The 26,128-nt window shown below is 41.6% G+C and carries 19 protein-coding genes and 2 pseudogenes; 5 read left to right on the forward strand and 16 right to left on the reverse strand.

The genetic code is table 11. The features are described from left to right. The first annotated feature begins 12 nt into the window (after positions 1-12). Complete coding sequence (locus tag BAZ21_RS20195) at positions 13-942, forward strand: L-lactate dehydrogenase (protein WP_068504524.1); 930 nt, start codon at positions 13-15, stop codon at positions 940-942. 122 nt (positions 943-1,064) lie between these two features. On the opposite strand, the gene BAZ21_RS20200 is transcribed toward BAZ21_RS20195, so the two are convergent. Then, positions 1,065-2,162, reverse strand: a complete 1,098-nt coding sequence (locus tag BAZ21_RS20200) for a DUF3900 domain-containing protein (RefSeq protein ID WP_068504526.1) — start codon at positions 2,160-2,162, stop codon at positions 1,065-1,067. Between the two features lie 291 nt (positions 2,163-2,453). Between BAZ21_RS20200 and BAZ21_RS20205 the strand changes: the two genes are divergently transcribed. After that, on the forward strand, positions 2,454-3,671 hold the full coding sequence (locus BAZ21_RS20205) for an MFS transporter (protein WP_068504528.1): 1,218 nt from the start codon (positions 2,454-2,456) through the stop codon (positions 3,669-3,671). A gap of 84 nt (positions 3,672-3,755) precedes the next feature. Here the strand turns inward: BAZ21_RS20205 and BAZ21_RS20210 are convergent, their stop codons facing one another. The 7 genes and pseudogenes from BAZ21_RS20210 to BAZ21_RS20235 form a co-directional block, all read right to left on the reverse strand. Continuing rightward, positions 3,756-5,480 carry an ABC transporter ATP-binding protein gene (locus BAZ21_RS20210; protein ID WP_068504530.1) on the reverse strand — a complete coding sequence of 575 codons (1,725 nt, stop codon included), beginning with the start codon at positions 5,478-5,480 and terminating at the stop codon, positions 3,756-3,758. Beyond that, a complete protein-coding gene (locus BAZ21_RS20215) occupies positions 5,477-7,318 on the reverse strand; it encodes an ABC transporter ATP-binding protein (RefSeq protein ID WP_068504531.1) in 1,842 nt (613 codons plus the stop codon). The genes BAZ21_RS20210 and BAZ21_RS20215 overlap by 4 nt, the downstream gene beginning before the upstream one ends. Before the next feature lie 138 nt (positions 7,319-7,456). Continuing rightward, complete coding sequence (locus tag BAZ21_RS20220) at positions 7,457-8,446, reverse strand: helix-turn-helix transcriptional regulator (RefSeq protein WP_068504533.1); 990 nt, start codon at positions 8,444-8,446, stop codon at positions 7,457-7,459. Between the two features lie 327 nt (positions 8,447-8,773). Further along, positions 8,774-9,070, reverse strand: a complete 297-nt coding sequence (locus BAZ21_RS20225; protein WP_068504534.1) for a PTS sugar transporter subunit IIB — start codon at positions 9,068-9,070, stop codon at positions 8,774-8,776. A 1-nt stretch (position 9,071) separates the two neighbouring features. After that, a pseudogene (locus tag BAZ21_RS20230) lies at positions 9,072-9,409 on the reverse strand (PTS lactose/cellobiose transporter subunit IIA). A 13-nt stretch (positions 9,410-9,422) separates the two neighbouring features. Continuing rightward, positions 9,423-9,683: a PTS sugar transporter subunit IIA gene (locus BAZ21_RS30285; protein ID WP_084011779.1), complete on the reverse strand. Its 261-nt coding sequence runs from the start codon at positions 9,681-9,683 to the stop codon at positions 9,423-9,425. Further along, positions 9,670-12,351, reverse strand: a complete 2,682-nt coding sequence (locus BAZ21_RS20235; protein WP_256022127.1) for a family 78 glycoside hydrolase catalytic domain — start codon at positions 12,349-12,351, stop codon at positions 9,670-9,672. The genes BAZ21_RS30285 and BAZ21_RS20235 overlap by 14 nt, the downstream gene beginning before the upstream one ends. A 191-nt stretch (positions 12,352-12,542) precedes the next feature. On the opposite strand from BAZ21_RS20235, the gene BAZ21_RS20240 reads away from it, so the two are divergent. Continuing rightward, on the forward strand, positions 12,543-13,592 hold the full coding sequence (locus tag BAZ21_RS20240; RefSeq protein ID WP_068504537.1) for an AraC family transcriptional regulator: 1,050 nt from the start codon (positions 12,543-12,545) through the stop codon (positions 13,590-13,592). Between the two features lie 127 nt (positions 13,593-13,719). Here BAZ21_RS20240 and BAZ21_RS20245 read toward each other — a convergent pair whose 3' ends face one another. After that, positions 13,720-15,429 carry a PHB depolymerase family esterase gene (locus BAZ21_RS20245; RefSeq protein WP_068504539.1) on the reverse strand — a complete coding sequence of 570 codons (1,710 nt, stop codon included), beginning with the start codon at positions 15,427-15,429 and terminating at the stop codon, positions 13,720-13,722. 55 nt (positions 15,430-15,484) lie between these two features. Next, entirely contained in the window at positions 15,485-16,786 is a 1,302-nt protein-coding gene (locus BAZ21_RS20250) for a PTS sugar transporter subunit IIC (protein ID WP_068504541.1), read from the reverse strand. 733 nt (positions 16,787-17,519) lie between these two features. On the opposite strand from BAZ21_RS20250, the gene BAZ21_RS20255 reads away from it, so the two are divergent. Beyond that, complete coding sequence (locus tag BAZ21_RS20255; RefSeq protein WP_068504544.1) at positions 17,520-19,445, forward strand: endonuclease MutS2; 1,926 nt, start codon at positions 17,520-17,522, stop codon at positions 19,443-19,445. Positions 19,446-19,641: 196 nt separating this feature from the next. Here BAZ21_RS20255 and BAZ21_RS20260 read toward each other — a convergent pair whose 3' ends face one another. Further along, positions 19,642-20,544 carry an ROK family protein gene (locus BAZ21_RS20260; RefSeq protein ID WP_068504546.1) on the reverse strand — a complete coding sequence of 301 codons (903 nt, stop codon included), beginning with the start codon at positions 20,542-20,544 and terminating at the stop codon, positions 19,642-19,644. Positions 20,545-20,748: 204 nt separating this feature from the next. On the opposite strand from BAZ21_RS20260, the gene BAZ21_RS20265 reads away from it, so the two are divergent. Then, positions 20,749-21,213: a DinB family protein gene (locus BAZ21_RS20265; protein ID WP_068504548.1), complete on the forward strand. Its 465-nt coding sequence runs from the start codon at positions 20,749-20,751 to the stop codon at positions 21,211-21,213. A gap of 153 nt (positions 21,214-21,366) precedes the next feature. On the opposite strand, the gene BAZ21_RS20270 is transcribed toward BAZ21_RS20265, so the two are convergent. From BAZ21_RS20270 to BAZ21_RS30290, 5 genes and pseudogenes are all read right to left on the reverse strand, one after another. Further along, a complete protein-coding gene (locus BAZ21_RS20270) occupies positions 21,367-22,317 on the reverse strand; it encodes a tyrosine-type recombinase/integrase (protein WP_068504550.1) in 951 nt (316 codons plus the stop codon). Positions 22,318-22,691: 374 nt separating this feature from the next. Next, positions 22,692-23,714, reverse strand: coding sequence for a hypothetical protein (locus BAZ21_RS20275; RefSeq protein WP_068504552.1), 1,023 nt, complete (start codon positions 23,712-23,714; stop codon positions 22,692-22,694). Between the two features lie 718 nt (positions 23,715-24,432). Next, positions 24,433-24,814, reverse strand: a pseudogene (locus BAZ21_RS28115) (SDR family NAD(P)-dependent oxidoreductase); the annotation flags it as partial. A gap of 48 nt (positions 24,815-24,862) precedes the next feature. Continuing rightward, complete coding sequence (locus BAZ21_RS20280) at positions 24,863-25,561, reverse strand: RibD family protein (protein ID WP_176718184.1); 699 nt, start codon at positions 25,559-25,561, stop codon at positions 24,863-24,865. Between the two features lie 312 nt (positions 25,562-25,873). After that, positions 25,874-26,113 (reverse strand): hypothetical protein, encoded by a 240-nt coding sequence (locus BAZ21_RS30290; RefSeq protein ID WP_256022136.1) that lies wholly within the window; start codon positions 26,111-26,113, stop codon positions 25,874-25,876. Positions 26,114-26,128 lie beyond the last annotated feature (15 nt).

The following is a 26,128-nucleotide window of genomic DNA, read 5'->3' on the forward strand; positions in this document are numbered from 1 at the left end:
GATGAGGATTTAATGAGCTTAAAACCTTACAAACGAAGTAGAGTTGCCATTGTCGGCATGGGAGCGGTCGGCACAACGACCGGCTATACCCTGCTGCTGCGCCAACGCATGTCAGAACTTGTCTTTATTGATGTCAACGTCAAAAAGGCGAAGGGTGAAATGCTCGACATGAATCATGGCCTTCCTTTTCTCGGCGGTGTCAAGGTGTGGGCAGGTGATTATGAAGATTGCCGTGATGCGGACATCATTATCGTTACAGCAGGTGCTTCACAAAAACCGGGAGAAACGCGTATCGATCTGCTCAAGCGGAATGCCGAAATTTTTGAAAGCATCATTGATAATATCGTTAAGGTGAATACACACGGCATATTGCTGATTGCAACCAATCCGGTAGACATTCTCTCCTACATCTCGTGGAAACGCAGCGGTTGGCCTTCAAGCAGAGTCATCGGCTCAGGTACGCTATTGGACAGCGCGCGCTTCCGCTATTTGATCGGTAAGCAAAAAGGCATAGATCCACGCAGTATCCATGCTCATATTATTGGTGAACATGGTGACTCCGAGCTGCCTGTATGGAGCACGGCCAACGTTGCAGGGACTCCACTGGAGCTGAACGAAGACACGAAAAATGAAATTTTCGAAAGCACCAAAAATGCAGCCTATGAAATTATAGATGCCAAAGGCGCAACTTCTTACGCCATCGGGCTGGCCCTGGACCGGATCGTAGCCGCCATTCTTGGCGACGAAGGGTCTGTACTTAATGTGTCCACCTTGCTGGAAGATTATAACGGAGTATCTGACGTATATTTGGGTGTCCCAAGTATCGTGGATCATAACGGAGTACGTGAAATTTTGGATCTTCCGCTCAATGATGAGGAACGGGCAAGACTGCTTCAATCGGCGGACAAGTTAAAAGATCAAATCAGTAAAGTGCATTTGTAGTACAGGCAAAAAAAGCTAAACGAAAACAAAAACTGGCCTCCGCAGCGGAAATATCCGCCCGAGAGGCCAGTTTTTTGACCAGTTATATAAGAGTCCAGCTTGTTTCACATACGATAGTCGAATTACCAAGGCGGAGTATCGCCATCCTCGGCTTCTTGCCGGCGTTTCTCTTTCAGCCGCTCAGCCACCGTTTCAAACGATTCCGGTTGAAGCAGCTCAATCGGTGAAAAGCCCTTTTCAAAGGTAAATGCATCACCTTCAATGATAAGCGCATATCTGTCATGCAGCTTCGTAATATGCAGCTTGGCCCCAAAGTCGGACAGCAGCCCGCGCACAGCCGTATCATCCAGCTTGAAGCGAACTTCAATTTCCGGTTTCAGCTCTACAATGTGCTGTGCAGCCTCTACGACCTGCAGAGGTTCCCATTTCCCTTGCAAATCACGCTTTTCACTGGCCGCCCAAAGCTCCAGTTCACGCTCTTCCTGCTGTCTTTCCTCATTAGAAGCATCTGGCCATTTGGTTTCTACATAGTTCTGAACGAAACCCATGACATGGTCATTGACGATTTCCGGCATGGATTGCTCATAGGTCACGAATTTCAGAAAATCCTCAAAATAACGGGCATGGGAAGATTGGTGAATCTTAAGCTCCCATTCATCGTTCATGCCCTCCTCCAGCATGTAAGGATACATAATGGATTTCATATTACGTGCTGAAATGGCCATTTCAACTTCACTGACCAGACTGCTTTCCGTTATCCGAGCAATTTTGGGTTCAAAGTCGCATTTGAGCACAAAAATAAACGGATCGTCCGAGTGTGTATTTAAGGTAGCCTGTACAATGATCAACGCTCCACCGCGTACCGCGCTTGTATCCAGATACATTCGCACCAGATCGTCGCATGCGTTTTTAAACTCTTCCTTCTCCTCTGCCGCTCGCAGCCGAGCGAACATATTGAAATTCGGATTGCTGCTCAGATCATGCTCCGGCTCGACGATAAAACGGCCAATTTTGGTCGGGGCCTGCTCCGTGCTTGGGTTTTTCTCGACCTTGCGTTTGCTGATACGAGCAAATTCCCCGTCCAGAAATTTTTTAACATCGCTTTCGTCATAATCATAGTCATCCATCGTAGCGTAATGCTTGTAGGACTTACCGCCTTGCCCTTCCTTTCCATCTACCTGAATTACAAAAAAAGATAAAAAGTCCACTTGAAAGTTCATTTACGTTCCATACGCTCCTTTTCAGGCATGTACGCGTAATTATATCACTATGAATTTAAAAGGTACATCCAATTCAAATCCTCATCGTTAAGCTGCACATTTAAGTGCAACTCATGAAATCAATTTTTGTACATTTAGCTCTTCCTGATTATAAAAAAACAATTGACTTAACAATGACATTTCATTATATTATCTATTGTTGAGTAGACAAAATCATGTTTTGTTTATTAATAAGAACTGAACATACTCAAGGATGTTATCCCTGAGAGAGGATGAAAGGAGAGTTGTCTGTTGTTTAAAAATCCATATATAAGGACCATCATCGCCTCCAATGCGCTCCTGAATTTAGGCATATGGGTGCGAAACTTTGCTATCCTGCTGTATGTAACTGATCTGACTCATAATGATCCCGTGTATGTATCGCTCATTTCGGTAGCGGAATTTGCACCCATTTTTCTGTTTGCCATCATTGGGGGCACATTCGCGGATCGCTGGCGGCCCAAACGAACCATGATCAGTTGTGATCTGTTATCGGCCGCTTCCATTTTCATCGTGCTATTGGCGTTGTGGTACGGCTCATGGCAGGTTCTATTACTGTCCACTTTTTTCTCTGCAATTCTATCTCAATTTTCTCAACCATCTGCAATGAAATTATTTAAGCAGCATGTGGAACCAGAACAGCTTCAGGGAGTCATGGCCCTTTTTCAGTCTCTCATGGCTTTATTTATGGTTATCGGCCCTGTTATCGGCACATTTATTTATCAACACTTTGGAATTTTCGTTTCATTGTCTATAACAGGAATATTGTTTCTCATCTCGGCGTTTGTTCTGACTCGTATTCCACAAGATGAACAAGAGCTGGAGATCCATGATCATCCAACTCATTTCATTCAAGAGCTTAAAGAAGGAATACGTTATGTATGGAATAACCGTACACTTCGCACGCTTGGGGGAACATTTACCGTAATTGGGCTGGCAGTCGGACTTATACAGCCTTTAATGATTTTTGTCGCCATCGAGAACCTTGGACAAAACAAGGAATTTCTGCAATGGCCGTTAATGGCGAACGGAGCGGCTATGTTGATAGGAGGCGGCATGATTATGGGAGTTGCCAAAAAAGTGCAGCCGCAAATGCTGCTGGTGACCGGACTTTTGGTCAGCACACTGGCCACCTTTGGAGTCGGATGGTCGCACAGTATTGTGCTGACAATGGCACTACAAGTATTCAGCGGCCTATTTTATCCTTGCATTCATATCGGTATCAACACCATGATGATGAAAAATGCCGAAGCTGCTTTTATCGGCCGCGTTGGTGGCGCCCTCTCTCCCCTCTTCTCCGGGATGATGGTCGTAGGTATGAGTATCGGCGGAACACTCAAACGCGAATCCTCCCTGGACACCGTATATACCGTGAGCGCCGGCTTGTTTTTAGTCGGAGCGATGCTGTTGTTACCATTGCTTCGTGACAGGCAGCCTGTTCAAGCTGTCATAGCCGATGATTCTGAATAACAGCACAAGAAATCGCCCCTGGAGGTATGATTTGCCATCCTCCCGGGGCGGTTTCTTAATGTTTGTATCATGATTTCATACGGCCTATGACTCTCTACTCTCATACTGTCTTTTCCACAATCGCGCATACAGCCCGTTGTCAGCCAGCAGCTCATCATGTCGTCCCTGCTCCACTACTATGCCTTTATCCAACACAACGATGCAGTCCGCGTTTCGTATTGTTTTGAGTCGATGGGCAATCGCAATAACTGTTCGACCCTGGACCAGGCGGTTAATGGCCTGTTGAATATCCTTTTCATTCTCAGGATCAAGCGAAGACGTAGCCTCATCCAGCAATACAATGGGCGAATCCTTAAGAATGGCGCGGGCAATAGAAATCCGCTGTTTTTCGCCCCCGGACAACGTGCTGCCTCCCTCACCCACCCAAGTGTTATATCCATTTGGTAGTTTGGATATAAAATCGTGGCAGCATGCTTGGCGGGCAGCAGCTTCGATTTCTTCCTGTGTAGCGCTACTTTTGCCAAATCGAATATTATTCGCAATGGTATCCTGAAACAGATATACATCCTGGAACACCATAGACACCTTGCGCAGCAGTGCTTCAGGGTCCATCTGCTGCATGTTGTTCCCTCCCAGAAGCACACTGCCCTGATTCGGATCGTAAAAGCGTGCAATCATTCGTAGGACCGTACTTTTTCCGCTGCCGGAAGGACCCACAAGCGCTGTGAAGGATCGGAACGGCATAGACATGCTCACATCCCGTAGGACAGGCTGCCCACTATAGCCGAAGCTTACGTGTCTCAGCTCAATATCATGTCTTTCCGAAGGCAGCTGCTCACCTGGCATCACTGGTTCGTTCAGCAATTGGACGATACGCTCCCCTGCTTGCTCGTGATATCGGAATTCAGCGAAATTTACAAGCGCAGTGGTCAGCGGATCATAAATACGTGTTCCTACAATTAAAAAAGAAACAAAGATAATTACATCCATCTGGCCTGCCAGCAGTAGATACACTCCAATCATGATCATCCACGTCAAACCAGACCGCATGAAAGCAACAGCAACTAATACAATGGGTCCTAACAGCCCTTCAATACGGATACTGTGACGCATCAGCTCTTTAAACGCAAGCTCCAGCCGTATAAAACGCTCTCCGGTCAGCTGGTAAGCTTTAATCACCCGAATGCCATTCAAATACTCCTGAAGACGATTGGCGGCGTTAATTTTGGCCCGCATATGATTGGCACCGAGTCGTCGCTGGATACGGGAAGTGAGCAATACGAACAGAATCGCTACCGGAAAAGCGGCGAACAATGCCAGAGCCATGCGCCAATCCAGGAAGGATAGCCCGATCAAGGCCAACAGCGGCATCGTTACTGCCCCGATCATTTGTGGCACCAAATGAGAAATCCCATGCTCCACCAGCGTAAAATCACCCATCATCATGTTCGCCAAGTCACCCGGATCACGTTTGTTCAAAAAACCGAGCGACAGCTTGCGCAAATGCTCAGCCAGACGTGATCTACCGGTTACCGAGGCGTCATAAGCTCCCCGGTATTGGGAACGATAAGCCGGAATCTCGCACAGATACAGCAGAAGCAGTGACAGAAGCAGCCCTCCGCTAATCCACCATAAGCCAGTCAATTGGAGCAAAGCCCCCGGATGAATGAAAGGGTCGAAAATCAAACGGGCCGCCCCTACCAGCAGCGCAAATGGAATGAGTCCTGCGATATTGGCTAAGGTAGTGTATAATACCGGCTTTAACAGCACCCGCGGATTACCTGCCGTTATATTTTGCATCAATCTCATCGTTTTGCCGCCTCCTCTTCCGGTGCACCAATCTGCCATTGTCCAGCATCCGTATATGCTTGCCACAAGCGAGCATACAGACCATCTGCATGAAGCAGCTCCCTATGCTGCCCCTGTTCGGCAATATGCCCTTCCTGAAGCACCAGAATCTGATCCGCATGCTGAATGGTGGACAAACGGTGTGCGATGACAATTACCGTCTTGCTCTTCATTAGTTCTTTCAAGGCCAGCTGCATTTCGTATTCATTTTCCGGATCAGCAAATGCCGTGGCCTCATCCAGTACCAGGATGGGTGCATTTTTAAGAATCGCTCGTGCTACCGCAAGCCGTTGCTCTTCGCCCCCCGATAGGTATACTCCTCCTTCACCGATGAGCGTGTCATAACCATTCGGCAGCTTGCTGATAAACTCATGACACTGGGCTGCCTTGGCTGCTGCAATGACCTGTTCCATAGAAGCTTTGGAATCACCCACCGCGATATTGTTAAACACCGAGTCAAAGAACAGAAAGGTCTCCTGAAATACAAAAGCCACCGTGTCCATCAGGTTCGATGTGCTCATCTGGCGGATGTCCACACCGCCAATACGAATGGCCCCCTCCTGTACATCCCAAAAACGCGGCACCAAATTAGCGATCGTCGATTTCCCGGAGCCAGATGGACCGACTAAGGCGGTCATCTTTCCCTGTCTTGCAGTAAAAGTAATACCAAACAACACTTGGATCGATGGAGTCTCTCCATCATCCTGAGGCTCCTTTGCTCCTTCTGTATTTTCATAGGAAAAGGAAACATGATCAAACTCCACATCATAGGTAGTCGGCTTCTGTGGATGTGCAGGCTCCTGCATTACAGGTTCGCTAAAAATACGGTCGATCCGATCAACACCTTCATTAATATCACGCATTGAAGACATGAGGTGCATGATTTTAAACATCGGAGCTGTAACTCCTGGGGCCATCACCAGAAAAAAAAGCAACACCGAGGCAAATGCTGCATTTGCCGGATGACCGCTTAACAGATAGATGCCTACAGGCAGCACAAAAGCGGCGAATGAGCTAATAATCACCTTAAACACGAGAAAGCCCGTTTGGAATTGGTCGGTAAATTTCACACAATACTCACGATAATGCATCATATCGGAGTAAAATTTACGGAATGAATGCACCGTCTGTCCAAATACCTTGATCGCGGGCATCCCACGAACATATTGCACAGCCGACCCGTTTAGACGCTCCAAGGAATTATAATATTCTCTCACGTTATCCTGTGTCTTGGAGCCGCCGATCAGCGTCATCTGGACGGTAAAAGCAAGCACAATCGGCACAATACAAGCAAGAGCCAGCCATATGTCCAGACTAAACATAACGACAATCATCACCACGGTCGTTACGATAACCTGCACCATATCCGGCAGTTGGTGAGCGACAAATGTCTCTACTTTTTCCACGTTCTGCTCCAGTGTCTTTTTGACAGCCCCCGTAGAAGTGCCATTAAGCCAGCCCAGAGGCAGTTTGCCGATGTGCGCTGACAGCTTGACACGCAGGCCGTATAAAATACGGAAAGCCGCAATGTGTGAGATCATTCCACCGATGTACATCGTAATGAGGCTGCCCACCAAACCTGCCAGAGCGATCAACCCCCATTGAATCATAAACGGCCCATCCGCGGTTGTTGGTTGTGCAGCATGCTCAAGCAGCTCCTTGAGCACAAAATACACCGAAGCATAAGGCACCAGCATCAGAATGGCGCTTAAACCGGAAAATAACGCGGAAAATGCTAATAATCCGCGCTTTTCACCGGCGATTTGCAGTAATCGGGCAATACCCGCTTTTTGTTGCATGAATCATTTCTCCTTTCAGGTCACGGCAGCAATACAATGCTAAGCCTGCGTCTATTGTACGGCTCTGTTCCTGTTATCCGCCGCCAATTCCGGGAGAAACACCAACATTAGAAGGAGAATTTTATAAAAAGAAGGATTTCATAAAGAGGATAAATTATTGTTCTTTTGGTAGGCACTCGGATTATAGCCATATGTTTTACGGAATAACGCGGCAAAATGGCTAAAATTACGATACCCGACCATCGCTGACGCTTCACTGACGGAGATCCGCTCCTGTTCCAGCAATTGCTTTGCTCTTTCCAGTCTCTGCTGGCGCACGAAGCCGAATACCGTCGTGCCAAACAGCTCTTTAAAGCCATTTTTAAGTTTTTGTTCATTAATATGTACCATCTGTGCCAGCCGAATCAGACTCGGAGGCTGAACCAGTGTACGAAGTAAAATGTCTCGCGCCTCATGAATACACTGCACATCATTGAGTTTGATCAACGTCGTCCGTTTAGGAGAAGCAGTGCGTGCTTCTTGTAAAAAAAGAGCCATAAGCTCCAGTGCCTTGCTCTCTATAAAAAGCTGCCGAGTCATGCCCTGATAAGGGTGAGACGACAATTCCTGAGCAATAGCTCGCATGTCAGGAGTAATGAGCGCTTCCATACATGCAAAGGATTGCTCCAGACGGATGTCCAGCTCCTGTAGTAGTTCTCCCCATAGCAATGGATTAAAGCGCAGCTCGATGTGATTCATCGCCTTACTTGCTGGCATCTCCGCGTGGATCTTCACATCATTCATGTAAATGAGCAGCGCATGCCCTCCATGCTCACGCTCTGAACGATAGCCATCCACGGACCAGGCGGCGGAATAATCGAGGTTCAGCGCCAGCTCCAGATAAGGCGTACCGAAACTTCTTGAAATCTGGACTGGCTCATGAAATAGCATTTCACTATGCGAAAGCTCAAAGCCATTGCGTAAAAAATGTGTGCGATGCACACCGTCTCCCCACTGTTCAGGGATATGATAAATGTGCTCATGCCGTATTGACGCTTGAGTAGGGCCATTTTCATGGATCATTAGGTTTGAATCGGCTATCTGATTGAAATAATCATTAAATGTAGACGGAGAGGTAGGGTTCTTCATCTTGTTATAGCTTCCTCCTTTAGCTGAATTCTTAGTGCATGCGAGTTCCATTCATTATCACAATTATAATGATTATCATTCTCAATTGAAAGATGGTGTCTGTTCTAACAACATCAAGTTAACATAATATTTATTACGTAATCTAATTTTCTATGTCGTTGTTTTATAATCTAACATTTAACTTTTGTTCCTTACTTTATCCAATTATCAGTATTTGGATGCTTGCACATAACTTATCAATTCATGAGTAAAAAACCTCCTAGACTGCTTATAAGTAGTCTAAAAGGTTTAAATGTGAGGAATGATAACACTTTATAAATTTACGGCTTAAATCATATCCAACGCTGTTTTCAGCACGTTTGGTCCATTCATCATTCCATAATCCATCATATTAATTACGGTGACTGGAATCTCGTTGCCGACTTCTTTTTTTACATCATCTTCCGCGTGTCCCATTTGGGGACCCAACATAACAATATCAACAGGCATATGCTCTCTTATACTACTTTCACTACATGCTTCAATTAGAATCTCCACATTTTGTGCACGAGCCGCTTCTTTCATTTTTTCCACCAGCATACTGGTAGAAAATCCTCCTGCGCAAGCAAGTAATATTTTTTTCATATTAGTTCACTCTTCCTTTCAATTGGTCTCCAAGCTCGATTCTCATTTTAATTTCCTCTATCATTTCGATAGCCAGCTCACGTACAGTCAAGGCATTCATGAGATGATCCTGTGCATGAATCATCAGGAGGGAGATTTCGTTTTTTTCTCCCCTGCTTTCAGCCTGAATCAAGCCTGTTTGAACCTTATGCGCTTTAGTAAGCTGCTCTTTGGCCTGCTTCAGTACCTCTTCTGCACCCTGTACATTGTTACCACGTGCTGTTCGTATAGCTTTAAACTCAAACTTCTAGCCTCTCCGCTGCTTGCAATTAATTGCATAACTGCTTGTTCGTAATCCATTTCTCAACATCTCCTATATTATATGGTCTAGTACATCCATAAACTGATCAAAATTTTGTACGGCCAGCAGCTGATGTCTGCTGTCGTCTTTTTCCATTATGTGAAGCAGCATTTTGCTTATTTCCTTGTGCAAAAACAATTGACCTTGCTGCAGATTGATGAGAATTATGACTTGAATCGTTCTTTTTTCAAAAACAAGCGGTTTTCTTAAAATGGTTACACTGATGCAATCTTTTTTTGCTGATAAAGAGCCTTTTTCTTCATTTATACTTATCCACTACCTCATAGACTATTGTTATAAGCCTATTTTGTTTAGTTGCCTCTGTCTCTTGAAATATAATGTTATGAGTCGAATGTTTTTTTATAGAATAATTCATTCCCAACGGTAAACTTACATTCAGTTCATATTTTCTTTCACCTTGCTTTTTCCACTCATGAGAAACCTCACCCTGCAATGTATTGATAGCTCCACATACAGAATCCAACTCAGCAGGTAAGTAAGGCTGAATAATGACTTGATCATTTGATTCAGAAACATTAATTCCAATAAGATTACGTATAATCCAGCTACTGTACGATGAAAACATAGCATGGTTATAAGATGCACCTGCATGCAATGGATTTGAAGCCTGTTCCGGGAAATATTCACTAAGAACTTTATTGCCTCTTGAAAGCATGGCTCGATAACTCGGCATTTCGATTCGGGTCAACCACTGATAAACGCGATGCTCTTCACCTAATTGAGACAATGTTTCAAACGCCCATGACATGCCAAAAATCCCGAATTTAAAGATCCATGCATCTTGTTCAAGCTTTTTCAGAAAATTCCGTTCAACAAGAGACTGAATTTCACGATCAAGTAATCCTGCTTGAATGCCAAACATAAAACTGGATTGCGAGCCAGTGGCAAAATAGCCTTTCTCATTATAAAATTCATCCATAATTCGTGCTTTGACAGATTCTACTCTTTCCAAGAGCAAATTGTACCTTGAACCTGATTCACCCAGTGATGCAAACAATTTTTTATATCGTTTTAGAATAATCAAATACATGGATGCAGAACAAAAGCTCTGGTCCGGTGTATAAATCTTTCCATTCTCAACCGTTGTGTCCACTGATCCCCAATCGCCAAGACAGCAGTGCTTGATATGGTCATAATCAAAGCCCAATAGATAATCCAGATGTTTTTCCAAATAGACCCGATTTTTTTCTATAAAACCTGCGTCCTTATACTTATTGCAGATCGCATCTGCTAACGAAGGAAAAACCAATTGCCAGCCGATTGAGCCTGAACCATTTGAAGGTCCATGAGTCATGATGCCGACATAAGGAGCTGTTTGTGTAATTCCTCCTTGTATCGTTTGATCGGCTGCAAAATCTAAAAATACTTTTTTGAGCAAGGCTTCTGTATCAAGAGTAAGCATTTGCGTATCCAGAAGTGCTACAATATCTCCACCATATCCAAATCGCTCTCTTGCGCAATCCTCGAAATAAGAATGAATGTTGTTCAACCTAGTCTCTGTACTTGCATCCCACAAAGCATTCAGTTCAGTGCTGGAAGATGAAAAAGTTGATATTTTTTGCAAATCCGTATGGACACGATACGAAACGATTTTTTCCAAAATACCACTATGATCTTGATTTGGATTCACTTGATTTGCAGGTTTAAATTCCACTTTAATATAACGAAAAGAATGGTACGTAAAGGTATTTTCAAAATGCAACTGCTCCGGTTTGGTTTTTGTTATTTTATCCTTTTGAATGACATGGTCCTCTGAACGAATATTATTCTTTTTATCTGACATCCCATAAAGACCACTGATAGTTGTTGAAAAATTCAATTCATGATTACTCCCCATATCTTCCGCATAATAAAGAGTAATTTCTCCTATAAATTCTTTTTGAATATCAAAAGCAACTTGTCCAGAAATGATTTCTTCCAAATCCATAATGATATGAGATTGAGCTGATTCAATTATTTTAGGACAAATTTCTTGCTTTCTTTTCACTTTAGGAATCAAACTCGGCGTTAGCTTTCCGCTGGGGCCGTACACCTTGGTTGTTGTTGCTGATTCATTAGAAACAGCATCCGTGAAATGCTCGCCAATATATACATCATTAGACAAATATGGACCAAAACCGGAGACCCACGTATTATCAGTATTAATCATTTCCGTGCTTCCATCAGACATCGTTAAGCTAATTTGAGCCAATAGACATGGTTTTCCTATGGCCAGCTGTTTGCGTATATTATATTTGCTAAGAATCAGAATAGGAGCGGGATTATACCAACCATTTCCCAACTCAACCCTCACCTTATTCCTACCTGTGTGAACATAATTACTGATATCCATCGTGTCATAATATACGATCTTGTCGTAATTAGTGATATCACTAGTCAAATAAGTATCATGTACCCTTGCCTCATTTATAAACAACGAATAATATCCAAGTCCACAAATGTCGATAAAAGACTTTTTAAGATCACTTGTTACAACAAATTCTTTTTCTAAAACAATATTCGCCTTTTCTTGAAAGTACTCATACTCTTTCTCAATCGGATTGTCTAATCTTGTTATCCATTCTGCACGCTTCAAATTCAGGTTTTCAGAATAGAAAGCACTTTCCAAATCATACCGCTCTTCATTTTCACCAGTTACACCCATCTGCAGCACGTATTTCTTCCTAACACTCGATCGGAATGCTGATGGAATAGTAACAAATGCTCTTTTTATGGGACTAAACCTATTTTCCAGCTTAAAGATGACTTCGTCTTCACACATCACTTTCAGATTAAAACTTTTCTGACTAAAGTCAGAGCTGCTCCAATCCACTAAAATGTCTTTTTCCAAATCTACTGAAAACGCAGTGTCTAAACCATTGATCTTAATACTCCTGTACGTATTCAATGTATAACATCTCTCTTTCCATTTGTTCAGCAATGCTAAACTACTGTCATTTTTTTACTTGCCTATTTCATAATAAATTTTAATAAGTATATTTCATTGACTAAATAAGCAAAAAATATTATTATGTTAGCGCTCACAATTATCATTTTATCAAATAAATTGTTTTTTTTAATGACTTATTTTTACTGAATGACTAACCTTTCTTTACATCGGAGGAATGCTTTATGAACAAAAAAGAGGTGTTTCATTTTTTGAAAATGTTTACACAACGAGAGCTATATTTTAAAGAATCCATGATTGATAAAATGGAAGACAACTCCAACCAGTTTGATATTTACAGAACAATTAACGGAGAAAATGTTTATAGATATACTTTTGAGAAGCATCTTGACCACTTCATTGAAAAAAATCCCCAAATTTCAAAGCACATCAAAAACTCTCCCCTCTTAATTTATAAACACAATCGTTTCTCCTACACTCCTCTGCATTCACATGATTTTATTGAATTAAATTATGTTTATGCAGGAAATGTCCAAATAAATATAAATGGACTGACAATTACGCTCAATAAGGGAGATTTATGCATACTGGATACGGATGTAATTCACCAAATTTTGAATACTACAGAGAATGATCTTCTCGTCAATATACTGATGAAAAAAGAATATTTTACATCTAACATGCTAAGCAGATTGGCTTCTAATAGTATCATTTCCCAATTTATTGTGAATTCAATTTCTGAAGCTCAATATCATGATCAATATATTATTTTTAATACTCAAGAGAGTGAACCGCTATTTGATGCAGTCAACGGCTTAATAGCATGCTACTTTGATAAGTCTTTTTACTCTGCTGATGTAATTAATGCTTACATGATTATTATATTTTCGGAGTTGTTAAAGTCTTACAAAAAAGAAAAGTCAATGGAATTAAGAAAAACTAATCATCATTACATAGGTGATGTTTTACAGTTCATCGAGGAGCATTATGGTGATTGTAGTTTAAGCGATGTAGCTGCTAAATTTTCCTTCAATACAAGTTATTTAAGCAGATATATTAAGAGCAGCACTGGAAAATCCTTTGTTGCAATTATTCAAGAAATACGCTTAAACCATGCTTGCGCATTGCTCAAAAACTCTAACTATTCGATTGAGCACATAAGCCAACAAGTGGGTTATAATAATATCACCTTTTTCTACCAAAAATTCAGAGAAGCATACCAATTGACTCCAAATGAGTTTCGCAAACTACACACCCCAAAAAAGCTGGAATAATACACTAAAAGAAAAAAGGTACGCCTTCTAAGGTCGCTGTGATTACTTGCTTCAAGCTGCTTCATCACATATACGCAATCCTCAAAAAAGGCGGGCCTTGCTAAAAGTTGGTTGCTTGCTTGCTCGATCAATGCTTGCTGACAATTAATTCTCCGGAATCAACATCTCTTTGATAATTTTTCAAGAAATTCCACATTAACTCTGCCTCCGGTTTATAGTTCCAATGAGCTAAATCCTTAATCGCAGCTAACTGCATAACAACTACACCTTGATCATTGGATAATGTTCCATTATAGATATCCTTATCGCCCAGCTTGGACCATTTCTGATTATCCAATTGGACTCCATAGTATTCATTCGCACTCATATCATACGTTTCAGATACTTTTAACTTATTGATACGTTGATAGGCCTGAATGACTTCAAACATACTAACATTCGGATCTTCCTCAAATTTACCTGGTTTACCGTACTTACTGGAGCCATCCACTGGAATCATTTGCAGGTAATCATGATCACCGCACATATACATAAAAGGAACTGCTCCACCTTTATAGTTTTTTGAGATTTCAGTAATTTCCTTCTTATCCACACCAGGAGCAGACACGGCGGCAGCGGCGGCAAAAATATTGGAGTACTTCACTCCATAGAGGGAGGTTTTAGAGCCACCTGCTGACAAGCCTGTAATATAAATTCTTGATGGATCAATTTGTGGGTATTTCTTTTGAAGGTCTTGGACTAAGTTTGCTACTCCCGCATCTCCCAGACCGTCATTATGATTAAAATTCTTGCTCTTATCCTCCCACTCAGGGGAAACAACGATAAACTTTTCTTTGGAAGCTAACTCTGTCCAGCCGCTAGTATCACCTTGTATTCGGGGATCATTGCCTGTTCCATGCAAAGTAACGATCAGAGGAACCGTTTTTTCTGCAAATGTTTTAATATCTGAAGGAACATATTCATACCACATATACTTCCCGGTACCATTAACCGGTTGATCAATCATTTGATTATACGTAAGGTTCAATTCTTTAAACATTGGAATGCTTGTCAAAGTATATTCATTCGTATAATCCTTAGGATTTGAATTGTAAAATTCTGTAACTTCATTGTGCATGCGGTAATTTTTTGAAAAAACTTTTTTCCATGCGTTTTGAAAGGCTTCTGACAAACTTTCACTTTGGGTACTGGCTATAACTTGTTTGTATTTATTCTTTTCATTCACATAGGATTTTATCTTTTGATCCGGTGATGATTTTTTGGTAGCTGCGTTTCCTTTAACATAATACGAAAGCACTTTTTCAGAAGGGTTGCTCAGATAGGCGGGAATGGCTACACCCAAGCTTCGATTTTCGTCAATTGAACCCCCATATAACATAATGCCAGCTAAAGCATAACCCTTGTCTGACAAGTGATTATTCACAAAAGTTGCGCCTTCATCAATTCCGATAACCTTTACATTTCGCACAATTTCATTTGATAACAAATCTATAAACGCTTCAGCATCTTTTTCACCATATCCTGACGGATTAAGCGGATCAATGAAACGAATGGTGGATCCCCATTCATTTATATTATCCACGATGCCCAAATTGCTCATTAAATGTTTGGCTTCATCTATGGTGAGATTGCCGGCATAAACATAGTAGCTGGGTGAAAGAATATCCGACCGGGAACTTTTAAATCCATTTTTACTTGCATCATACTTATAATAATGGGGTGTGATTCCTGAGGAATTTACTTCACTCAAGGGAAAGGATGTTGCTTCAGCCGTTGCTTTTACATTCGTAAAAGAGACAAACAAGAAAAGAGCTAAAAATGCACTTAATAGTTTCATCACTAGTCACCTTTCTTCAATCAATATTGGATTGGCCTAAATGGCCATTGCTCTATTATTTTGATAAACTTACTTGTTCTTCTTCATACACTTTTTTATCTGCCATTTTCACAAAAGGCAGCCAAACTAATGTGGTAATAGCCAATAGAACTAATTGTAGAATGGCTCCTTTAATACTGCCAGTAACCAAGTAACCACTAATGATTATAGGAGTTGTCCATGGAATTTGCGCCAAACCGGTAGGTAAAGGAACTAATCCGCCTGAAAAAGCAAAATATGCGACTACCGTAGAGATTGCATTTGAAAAAATGAAAGGGAAAATATAACTGAAATTGAGCACTAACGGAACCCCAAACAGAACTGGTTCACCAACATTGAACAAATATGGCGCACCTGCAATTTTCCCCACTTGTCTATACTGCTTGCTTTTTGCTACTATCAAAATTGAAACCACTGCACCTATGACACCAATTCCAGCAAAGTGATTTCTAAAGCTCATACTTATAATATTCATTGGTAACTCTCCAGCGATCGAAGCCACCTTATTTTGATCTTCAAGCACCTGATGAATAGGATCCATAACAGCTTGGATGATGGATGTTCCATGCAATCCGAAAAACCATAAAAACTGCTCGAAAATTTTAACAATAACCAGCCCAATTAAAGAGCCTCCTAAATAAGTTAGAGGTTTTCCCAATATATTGTTTACTAGATCAAGAGCATTCGAATTGAATACCAATTCAATAATTAATCTAACACACAAAAAAAATGTAACAACAATAAAAGAAGGAATAGCTGATTCAAATGGTCCTGCTACCGCTGGTGGTACAGAGGCTGGCATTTTAATTTTAAAACCCTTATCTGTGACTTTTTTATAAATAAGAGTGCTGAATATCCCAATGAGAATAGACAAGAACATGGACTTGGCACTTATTCTAGAAATGTCCAAGTACATGACTCCATCTACAACATTAAGTGGTGTAACTAATAAAAAGGATACAACAGCTGTAATTATACATTGCAGTACGTTTGTTTTTAGTTTATCTGCAATGGATTTTGACATTGAAATTACAACGATTAACCCTCCTACTGCTAACGTTGCATTATTTACGTATAATAACTTTTCTTGCCACACACTTGCATCTGAAGTCCCTAAAACTTTTGTTATAAAATCGGTTACTTGAGTGACTGGAAAATAAGCGATAATTAAAAATATTGAAGCGATAAATGTAAATGGCATGTATGCTAACATTGCGTCTCTAATTGCAGAAACATAAATATTCCCATTAACTTTTTTTGCAAATGGCCCGACAATTTTTTGCAATTTATCCGTTAATGATTCTTTGGCTTGATTCATGATGTCTCCCCCTATATATCCTTTTTTTCTACGGTAAATAAAATGTGATAGCGCTAACAATTCGATTGTAATAGCTATTTCATTTTATTTTAATGACTCCTTTTTACTCTTTTACTAACTATATTTTACGTCGCATAATTCATATAAGTTAACATAATATTTATTACGTAAATTATGTTTCTTTGTCCTCTTGATCACCTTTGTATCGGATTGAAGAGTTGGCCTTGACTTCTGTACTTGTCTGAACGTATAGTATGGATATATCCTCAATCAAGGGAGAGATTTTGATGTCGGTGAACGTTCTTAACTAAGCAATTGCATATTCAGGGAAGACCATCAGGCGCTTGTACCCTTCGGGGGCAGGTTTGTTTGTTGCTGTGTTTTTCCCCTGATATTAGTTAAGAACATGCGGATATCATAAATCGCCTCAGGGATTATTCTCATCTAGGCCTTATTCCGTGCTGTGTTCAGCGCGGTTTTTTTGTTTTCAGATTTTGTAACCTTCTTTTAAACGTCTTTCATTCACGAGCTGAATAGCTTACAAATGGGCTGATACGTGAATGAATTGGAGTCGTAGAGATTGGGCTGCAAAAGCTGAAGGATAGGCTTATTTGTCGATAATTCCCCTCTTTCCTTATGGGCGGAGAATGAACGATTTGTTCATTCTCCGCCCTTTTTCTTTTCCAGCAAGGTTCCAAAAATCCCTGACAAACAACCAAAGGAGAGATTTCTCATGAATGAAACCACAATGCAGCGTTTGGAATATGACCGAATTAAAGCAAGAGTCTCCGAATGTGCTTTTTCTTACCTTGGCAAGCAACACGCCGCTTCCATGGTTCCTATGACAGACATTCACACAATCAGGACTCGTCTTAATGAAACAAACGAAGCCTTGCAGTTAATACGCTACGGAGCAAGCGTTCCCATCCCCTCACTGGAAGGGATGGAACACATAATTCACTTGTTGGGAACCGGGTATTTGTTCAGCGAGCGCGATTTTTCTCACATGGCTCAGTTTATAAGAAGTTGCAGCCAACTCATAAAATACATGAGTTCCAAAGCAGATGCCGCTCCAACTGTCAGTGCCTACGCTTCCTCCATGTATGGTATGGAGCCACTTTTGTCCGAAATCGAGAAATGTATTTATTCAGGACGAGTGACGGATACCGCCAGTAAAGAGCTGGCTAAAATTCGCAAAAAAATAACGGTCACTGAAGAACGTATTAAGAGGAAACTTGATTCTCTTATCAGCCGGCATCGATCTATCATGCAGGAAAATATGGTTAGCCAGCGCGGCGGCCGCTATGTGCTTCCAATCAAAAAAGAATTTCGTAAACAAGTAAAAGGCAACGTCCTCGATGAATCAGGAAGCGGTCAAACGGTTTACGTTGAACCTGCTGAAATTGTCAGCCTGCAATTTGATCAGAGTGCAAACATGGCGGAAGAATCAAAAGAAGAAATGAAAGTGCTGGGAGAACTTACAGCCCTCGCCGAATCATACACCCGGGAGCTCAATATCAACACAGAGACGGTAGGTGTACTGGATTTTTTATTAGCCAAGGCTAAATATGCCACGACTCTGGATGCTGTGCCCGTCGAGCTTAACCATGACGGGATTATAGATATCCATGGTGCACGTCACCCGTTGATGGCAGATACGATGGTTCCGCTTGATTTTTCAATTGGTCAAGGCTATTCCTCGCTCATTATTACCGGTCCCAATACAGGTGGAAAAACGATGGCCCTCAAAAGCGTTGGTCTGTTAACTCTAATGGTGCAATCCGGATTGCTCGTACCTGTTTTGGAAGGCAGCCAAATGGCTGTATTCGAGGAAATTGAGGTAGACATCGGGGACGGACAAAGCATTGAACATGCGTTGAGCACCTTTTCAGCACATATTCGCAATATGATTGGCATTTTGGAAACGGCGGGCAACTCCACACTGATCCTGATCGATGAAATGGCATCTGGTACCGATCCGGGCGAAGGCGTAGGACTCTCCATTGCACTGTTGGAAGAATTCCACCGCCGTCAGGCAACGGTAGTGGCTACAACACACTTTAGCGAAATCAAGCATTTTGCTGAAAAAACACCGGGATTCCAAAATGCTCGTATGGAGTTTGATACGGAAACGCTGCAACCCTTGTACCGTCTTCGCATCGGCGAGGCCGGGGAAAGCTACGCATACGCAATTGCCTTGAAGCTGGGGATGTGGAATCGTATTATCGAGCGTTCTCAGGCTATTTCTGCAGGCAGAACGTCTCGGAACACACAGGAACCGTTTGTTATGCCCCCTGCTCTTGATGATGAAAAGCCTGTTGTTGCAAGTAAGCCTTCCCCTAAAAAAGTGGCTTCAAACCCTTCAACCACGCCATTTTCCCTTGGCGATAGTGTTTATATAGGCTACTTGAATCGGACTGGAATTGTCTATAAAACCGAGGATGAACGGGGTAATGTAGGGATTTTGATACAAGGACAAAAGCTGACCATAAATAAAAAGAGACTCGTCCTTCACATCGCTGCTACCGAATTGTATCCTGACGACTACGATCTGGACATTATTTTCGAAACCAAGGAAAACCGTAAAAAACGGAAGCTTCTGGGACGAAAACATGTCCAAGGATTGATCATTGAATCTCCTCCGGAAAAAGAAATGTAGACGCATTTGCAGCTTTCGATTATTAAGGCTCATAAATCGATAATTAGTAAACATAATATTTATTATGTAAACCAATATATCGAAATAAGCTTCGATGCCAAAAAAAGGCGTGTCTAAAGTTAATGGCACGCCCTTTTGTTTGTATTTTATTCGTTTATATTACTCTTCTGGCACTCGTCGTAAATAATTTTTGTCATCATTCAAGATGAAACGATTGCTTGTAGTTATATATAGCACCTAGCAAATTCGCTTCATTGCCTAATTTACTTTGTTCAATATCTGCACGTACAAAATTTAAGGTTGAATGCATATAAAGCTTCTCTAGTTCTTCCCTTATGGTACTAACCAGCAAAGGATTTGCTGATATGCCTCCCCCAATTACAAACTTTTCTGGGTCAAGAATCGTCTGCAAATTAATGATTTGTGTTGCGATGTTCCTGCAGTATTCTTGAAAAATCTTTTGGACCGTGTGATCACCTTCTTCAATGAGCTTGAATACCTTTTCACCTGTCATAGATTCTGCAGGAAGGCCTTTGGCTTTCGCAACGGTTTTAGTTAAAACAAAACTACTCCCTTGCATACCAAGCAGATATTCATCTTTGTCTGCATGCTCGTTGTTCGTTCTGATGAAAGAAAATTCCCCAGCCGATAAATGATGGCCCTTCAGCAACTTCCCTTGAGAGATGATTCCACCGCCCATCCCTGTTCCAACTACCAGAACTACACCATCGGTAATCCCTTGTAATGAGCCACGCCATGCTTCTCCAAGAGCAGCACACTTTCCATCATTTTCAATCGCTACAGGTAAGTGAAACGCTTTCTCAAAAACTTCGATCATATTTATATCATTTATATATCTTAATGAACCTCCATGCACCATATGACCGCTGATCGAGTTCACAATGCCTGGCATGCTGACGGCTATTCCTTCACATTCATCCATAAATTCATTATGAATTTGCTTCAAAGCTGCAAGCAGGCTCTCAAGTGAGTCTAATGGTGTTGCAACTTTACCCTTGCTTATAAACTCACCTTGAAAAAATAAACTGAATTTAATAAAAGAGCCACCAATATCAAAAACCAGTATTTTATTTTTCATGCTACGTATAGTCCTTTCATTGGGCAATTTGGAGTGCTTCTTTCTATAACGATAATTAGTTTTAATGGTTTTGTAAATCCATCATTTTCTTTATCTCTAAAAGACAGGATTTCATCCTCAGCAACACCATTGCTTTCCAGCTTATTCTGAATTATTCTAAGGTTTATCATATGTCAAGCGCTCAAAAATAAGGAGGACCATCTATTGAAGAATACTGTTGAAGAACTCACCAGACTCATCGAGATTCATGAAAAAGATTTCTTTTCGATCTCTCAACATGAATTTAATGCCAAACCTTTACCGGGAAAATGGTCTAAAAAAGAAATACTTGGGCATCTGTGCGACTCCGCTTCGAATAACCATCGAAGATTTATAATCATCAAGCATTCAACATCCCCTGTAAAAATTGAATCGTATGCACAAAATGATTGGGTTGCAGCTAATCAGTACCAGGAAGCATTCTCTCACTTGGATGTCATACATCTATGGAAACTTTTAAATAAGCAAATCATACATGTGTTAAACTCCTGCTCATCACTCGATTTTGAGAAAAGGTTTCAAAAAGAGGACCAATCCACCGAAACATTACAGTGGTTAGTTGACGATTATATTCAGCACATGCGGCATCATTTGGAGCAAATAAGTCATAAACAAGACCAAGCGTTATGATAAAGGGTAAACCGTTCACGAAATATATTAATAATCCAAAGTCGTTGGTACTATTTTTAAGTTAGAGTGTAATCCCTTGCAATCAGTTTACATAAAAATAATTATGTAAACTGTTTTTTATCTACTCCATGCACTCATGGTATATGCTTACAATCACGTTACTGGTATCTGAATATCCAGCTTATCCATCGCCTTTTCCTTCTCCCGATCCGTGACATGTGTATATACGGTGGTTGTCTGGATGGATGAGTGCCCCAGCAGCTCCTGCACCGTACGCAGATCGGCCCCCTTACGCAAAAGCATCGTTGCAAACGTATGCCGCAGCTTATGGCTGGAGTAAGCAACTCGAGCCTGTGCACCTTTATCTTGCTGGAATCGCTCGAACGTTTCTGTAGCGATCTGCTGGATCGAGCGCACTGCCAGTCGGCGGCCTTTTTGCGACACGAACATCGCATCCTCCTTCCCTCTCCACGGCGTTAATCTTTCCGCCACTGCACGGTCTAAAATATCACACACTGCATCCGGCACTGGAAGAGTACGCCACTTGCGTCCTTTACCGAACACATCCAAGGTGCGTCGTTCCCGGCTGTAATCCGAGACATTCAAAGAGTGGACCTCCCCCACCCGCAATCCCATATATACCATGAGCAGAAAAATAGCCGTATTCCGGCTAGCATATTTCCCTTCCACCGCGAGTAAAAATGGCCGGATTTCATGTTCATCCAGGTACACGGGCATACGGTTTCTTACTGTCTTTGCTTTTTTAATTCCGGACGCCGGATTCGTGCTGCATAATTCAAACTCCTGCAGTGCTTTGAAAAAGCTGCTCACCGCTGCATGCTTCCGGTTACGGGTACTGTCTCCAGCTCCACCTTCCCGAGCTTTAGACAGATACGACATGACATGAATCTTTTTCACCTGATCGAGTGGTTTATCCCGTAACGTGCGCAAAAACTGATTTACATCTCCTAAATAGTTTTTTTGCGTATGTACTGTATATCCCGCATCCTTCATCCAGATTAAAAAGGCTTCCAGCTCCTCAGCATAAACTTCATCCGTTTCATCTATTGTGACCGACTCCGTATGCCGCTGCTCTTTTCTCATTCCAATGACCTCCTTTACCATTCATATTCTGAAATATGCTGTAAAACGTTCAATTTCGTCTGCTTTTTATCGACAATTCAATCGACACCTATTCAAGAAGGCTATAGAAAGTCGTTTTAAACCTAAACTGCGTATAATTTATATTATACGCAGTTATTTTGGGTACTTTTTTAGTATAAATAAAGCCCTATAGCCTTGTCTAGCTGTCAAAGAACAATAAGTTACATCGTTAACCGATCCCTCCTTATTCTGCTTGAATTAAACCAAACAAAAAACCACCACCTGAATGGGTTCAGGTCAGTGGTAAAAAATTTAATATCTTCACCTAGCCATCTATATAATTTTGAAGCAAGTTATAACTATTTCAAGACGGGCTACACAGCTGGATGAATGTAGCGGCCTGGCTCTAACATGGCGAGCCTGATGAAACCGGGAGCTGCTGCCAGAACGTCAGGGACACGCCGTACAACGGCCGTATCTGTGGTGACATGCTGGTCTATTTCGGTGATCGCGACCCGGATAGTATGTGCACCCTCCGCTACATAGACGTGACCAGATGTCTCGTTTCCTTCTGCGATCTTAAACGTCAGCAGCCCTTCGAACCTAACGCCTTCTTCTGTATCGAATGACATCACAGCAGTTGAGCCAATGACCATTCCGGGTTCAAGAACCATGCTGGCACCAGGCCATTCAAGACGCTCTTTAGCGAAAATGGGTTGAATGTCGAAGTTCATTTTACCTGGCGTCAGGCCCATGCGACGTGCAACCTCTCTCAGAGGTGCACCTTGAATTGGCGAACCAGCGAGCTGCTCTTTACGCCATTTTTCGAACTCAGTTGCATCTAGAGCCATGCCTGCATCCTGCAGTCCAGAGTCAAATGAAAACTCGGCTGTATCAGCGAAATCTTCGATCTTAAACAATGAGAGGTTATGATTTGCAGCCATTAGAACCGCTGGGAGATAGACATACACCATATCTTGAATACCCGTAGCTAGGACAGAAACACCTTCCTCCTTCGCAACTCGATCGAGCCGTTCGAAAAGCTCACCAGAGGGTTCGAATAAATATCCATTCAAAGTCAGGATCTGAGACTTGGCCTTCATGAGTTCGACCGCGAGATCGACGACGACCTCCGCCGATACGGACGCAGAGATCACGGAGACGTCCGGCGCGCCAACATTTGTGATCAGTTCGGAGATTGTACCGAAAATCTTCGTGTCAGGAGCTGACGCATGTCGCACATAGTCGTTCAGCGGTCGACCAAGCTTTTCGCCGGGATCTACTGCACCGATGACTTTATATCCCAGATCGAGGAACATGCCGGCGATCGCAGTTCCTTGGATGCCTAGTCCGATGATCGCGATTTTTGTTTCGTTTTTTTCTAATTTGGTAGTCAATATAATCTTCCTTCCATATTTGAGGATCACGCAGCAATGCCTTCGAGGCCGCGGCGTGTCGAGAATGAAATTATACGATAATTTTCTCAAAAAAATCCAAGCTTTTCTCCGTCTATATGCAAAAGTATTTTTTAATATGAAAATTGAAAAAATGCTTCTTTCTACCATTGCCATTATGTATTCGTAGCCCACTTCGCAGTTTACACTAGCCGGATTTTCCTGCCATGCTGTTCCGACGCATAGAGACGGGTGGCTGTGAAAGCTCTCCATTTTTTTGTCACATCAAATCAGTACCATCCGTCTAACGGGTGGTTTGCTCTACGGCTATAAGCCTTTGTCACCGGCTATCGTCTAAAGGTGCTGGCTTTCACTTCGTTCAAGCTACTGTGCCTTTGCCTCTTTTGCTACCCCTAAAGGGGGCTGTGCAACAATACGGTTCTTTGCTCATGGTTCCGTCCGCCAGCAGGCAGGTATATAATTCTCAAACTCGTCAATTAATTTATCGTGTTGCTTAGAGGTTGCTTTTTGATAAACTTGGATTATTACTAAATAAAGGGGATAAGCAATAAAGTATAAGAAGTTGGTCAGAATGTCGTAGAAAAGAAATAGAACACTATCTAAAAGATACTAGATAGCGTTCTTTGTTTAGTTCTTAGGTGTTCGGAATATGTCGAGTCGCTCCTGAATAATCAAATTTTTGGCTTGAAAGTTGGAAAGTGAAGTTAAATGTATTCTCATTATTAGCAATCATACCGAATTCAGTGCGTGTTGCTGCTGGTGCTAGTACTTTAGCACGTAACTTGGCATCATTTGATATCCAGCAACTGAGGAAACATTAATCAGTTGCGCTCCTTCATTATCATAATGGTCTTGAACAAATAGAGTGGAGAATATCATTAATGCTTCTACATTTACATGAAGGAGGCCTTGAGCCTGCTTTAAATCTTGTTGTTTAATCAGTGAATGAGAGCCAAAACCTGCATTGTTAAACCAGGTTTCAATATCAAATTCTTTCCTTCACTTGCGAACTTCTTTGCTACTGAATAACCAATCCCTGAACTAGCTCCTGTAATGGCTGTGTATTTATTATTCAAGTTCATTGTCTCCTTTGAATTTTTCTTTATTTTCAATATTAACTCAAGTTTTTCTCAGTGCTTCACCTTGTATCGTAACCATAATCCACTATTATCAAGAGGTTCAATTTTATCTAAAGTGAATTCCACAACCGGTTGATTTCTGTTGTCTCCATATTCAAAAAGAGACAAGGCATTTGATGAGCAGCCCTCAACCATTGGAGCTAGAATTAAACTTAATTCATCAACTAGCCCAGCGCTTAAGAAAGAGCCGTTAAGATAGCCGCCGCCTTCAAGCATAAATTGATCAATTTCATAAATTTGACTGATTTTATTTAAGGCTAATCTTAAGTCTAGTTGATTGCTTTTTCCTGCGAAGATATATGACACGCCAATAGCTTGAAGATGTTCTAAATATTGATTACTAACATTTTCGCTCAATACGGTGATGATGTGTTGTCCATGGCGTTCTTCATAATCTTCACTTATAATTCCTTGTTCCCACCCTAATTTACCGGATGGATCAATCGCTATGGCATAGGCTGAAGCAATAGTGTTAGCCACAAAGTCTTTACGAGAAACCAATCTATTTGGATATTGGGACAAATCAATCTGTTTGCCATAGGTAATATGTTGTTCAAAGGTAACTCGTCCACATATCCATGCTTTTGAATTAAAGGTTTGATGAAGAGCTTCGTACTGTTTTGTAAAGTAATCAGCGTTTGGAATTTCTAAGTAGTTGCCGTTGATTTTTCCGTCTAATGACGTTTCCATATGGCAGATCACTCTGTATGGTCGCATGATAATCCTCCTTATGAAAAATGGTTCATCACACACTCTAAAGCTATGTAACGAACCTTGGTTATATATAGTTATAGAGATTGTGATGTTGGACGTACTAAGATTTCATTAATCCCTGTATAGTTTGGCTGTAGCTTCTCCAATTCCGCTAGAAGCACCTGTAATGACTACAACTTTAGAATGTTTCATAATCAATCTACCTTCTTTCAATTTGATAGACTTACCTTACTATTTGGAGTAAACTCCAAGTCAAGTGTCTGCCCCTTATTTGTTTTAAGATGTGAATTAGCATTCATCTAGGTTATCCGGATCGTCTTCCCTCGTATTTTCATTAAGCCACTTATCGTAGTTCCTTATCTTTGCTTCCAATTTTCTTAAAGAATATTGGATTTCCTCGAGCTTCTTTTTCAGGTTTTCACTTTCTTCAATGAGTAACTCTTTGCGCGCTGATACCGTGTGACTCCCTTCAAAAAATAAACGATTATATTCAATGAGGCTTTCTACTGGCATCCCAGCTGCTCTCATACATATGATGAACTC

It is taken from the genome of Paenibacillus kribbensis (assembly GCF_001705305.1).
Taxonomy (GTDB): Bacteria; Bacillota; Bacilli; order Paenibacillales; family Paenibacillaceae; genus Paenibacillus; species Paenibacillus kribbensis_B.

Bases quoted from the DNA above. Each gene is read 5' to 3' on its own strand.
- BAZ21_RS20195 (WP_068504524.1), top strand. From the start codon at position 13: ATGAGCTTAAAACCTTACAAACGAAGTAGAGTTGCCATTGTCGGCATG.
- BAZ21_RS20200 (WP_068504526.1), bottom strand. From the start codon at position 2,162: ATGAACTTTCAAGTGGACTTTTTATCTTTTTTTGTAATTCAGGTAGAT.
- BAZ21_RS20210 (WP_068504530.1), bottom strand. From the start codon at position 5,480: ATGAGATTGATGCAAAATATAACGGCAGGTAATCCGCGGGTGCTGTTA.
- BAZ21_RS20215 (WP_068504531.1), bottom strand. From the start codon at position 7,318: ATGCAACAAAAAGCGGGTATTGCCCGATTACTGCAAATCGCCGGTGAA.
- BAZ21_RS20220 (WP_068504533.1), bottom strand. From the start codon at position 8,446: ATGAAGAACCCTACCTCTCCGTCTACATTTAATGATTATTTCAATCAG.
- BAZ21_RS20225 (WP_068504534.1), bottom strand. From the start codon at position 9,070: ATGAAAAAAATATTACTTGCTTGCGCAGGAGGATTTTCTACCAGTATG.
- BAZ21_RS20240 (WP_068504537.1), top strand. From the start codon at position 12,543: ATGAACAAAAAAGAGGTGTTTCATTTTTTGAAAATGTTTACACAACGA.
- BAZ21_RS20245 (WP_068504539.1), bottom strand. From the start codon at position 15,429: ATGAAACTATTAAGTGCATTTTTAGCTCTTTTCTTGTTTGTCTCTTTT.
- BAZ21_RS20250 (WP_068504541.1), bottom strand. From the start codon at position 16,786: ATGAATCAAGCCAAAGAATCATTAACGGATAAATTGCAAAAAATTGTC.
- BAZ21_RS20255 (WP_068504544.1), top strand. From the start codon at position 17,520: ATGAATGAAACCACAATGCAGCGTTTGGAATATGACCGAATTAAAGCA.
- BAZ21_RS20260 (WP_068504546.1), bottom strand. From the start codon at position 20,544: ATGAAAAATAAAATACTGGTTTTTGATATTGGTGGCTCTTTTATTAAA.
- BAZ21_RS20270 (WP_068504550.1), bottom strand. From the start codon at position 22,317: ATGAGAAAAGAGCAGCGGCATACGGAGTCGGTCACAATAGATGAAACG.
- BAZ21_RS20280 (WP_176718184.1), bottom strand. From the start codon at position 25,561: ATGGAAACGTCATTAGACGGAAAAATCAACGGCAACTACTTAGAAATT.
- BAZ21_RS30290 (WP_256022136.1), bottom strand. From the start codon at position 26,113: ATGAGAGCAGCTGGGATGCCAGTAGAAAGCCTCATTGAATATAATCGT.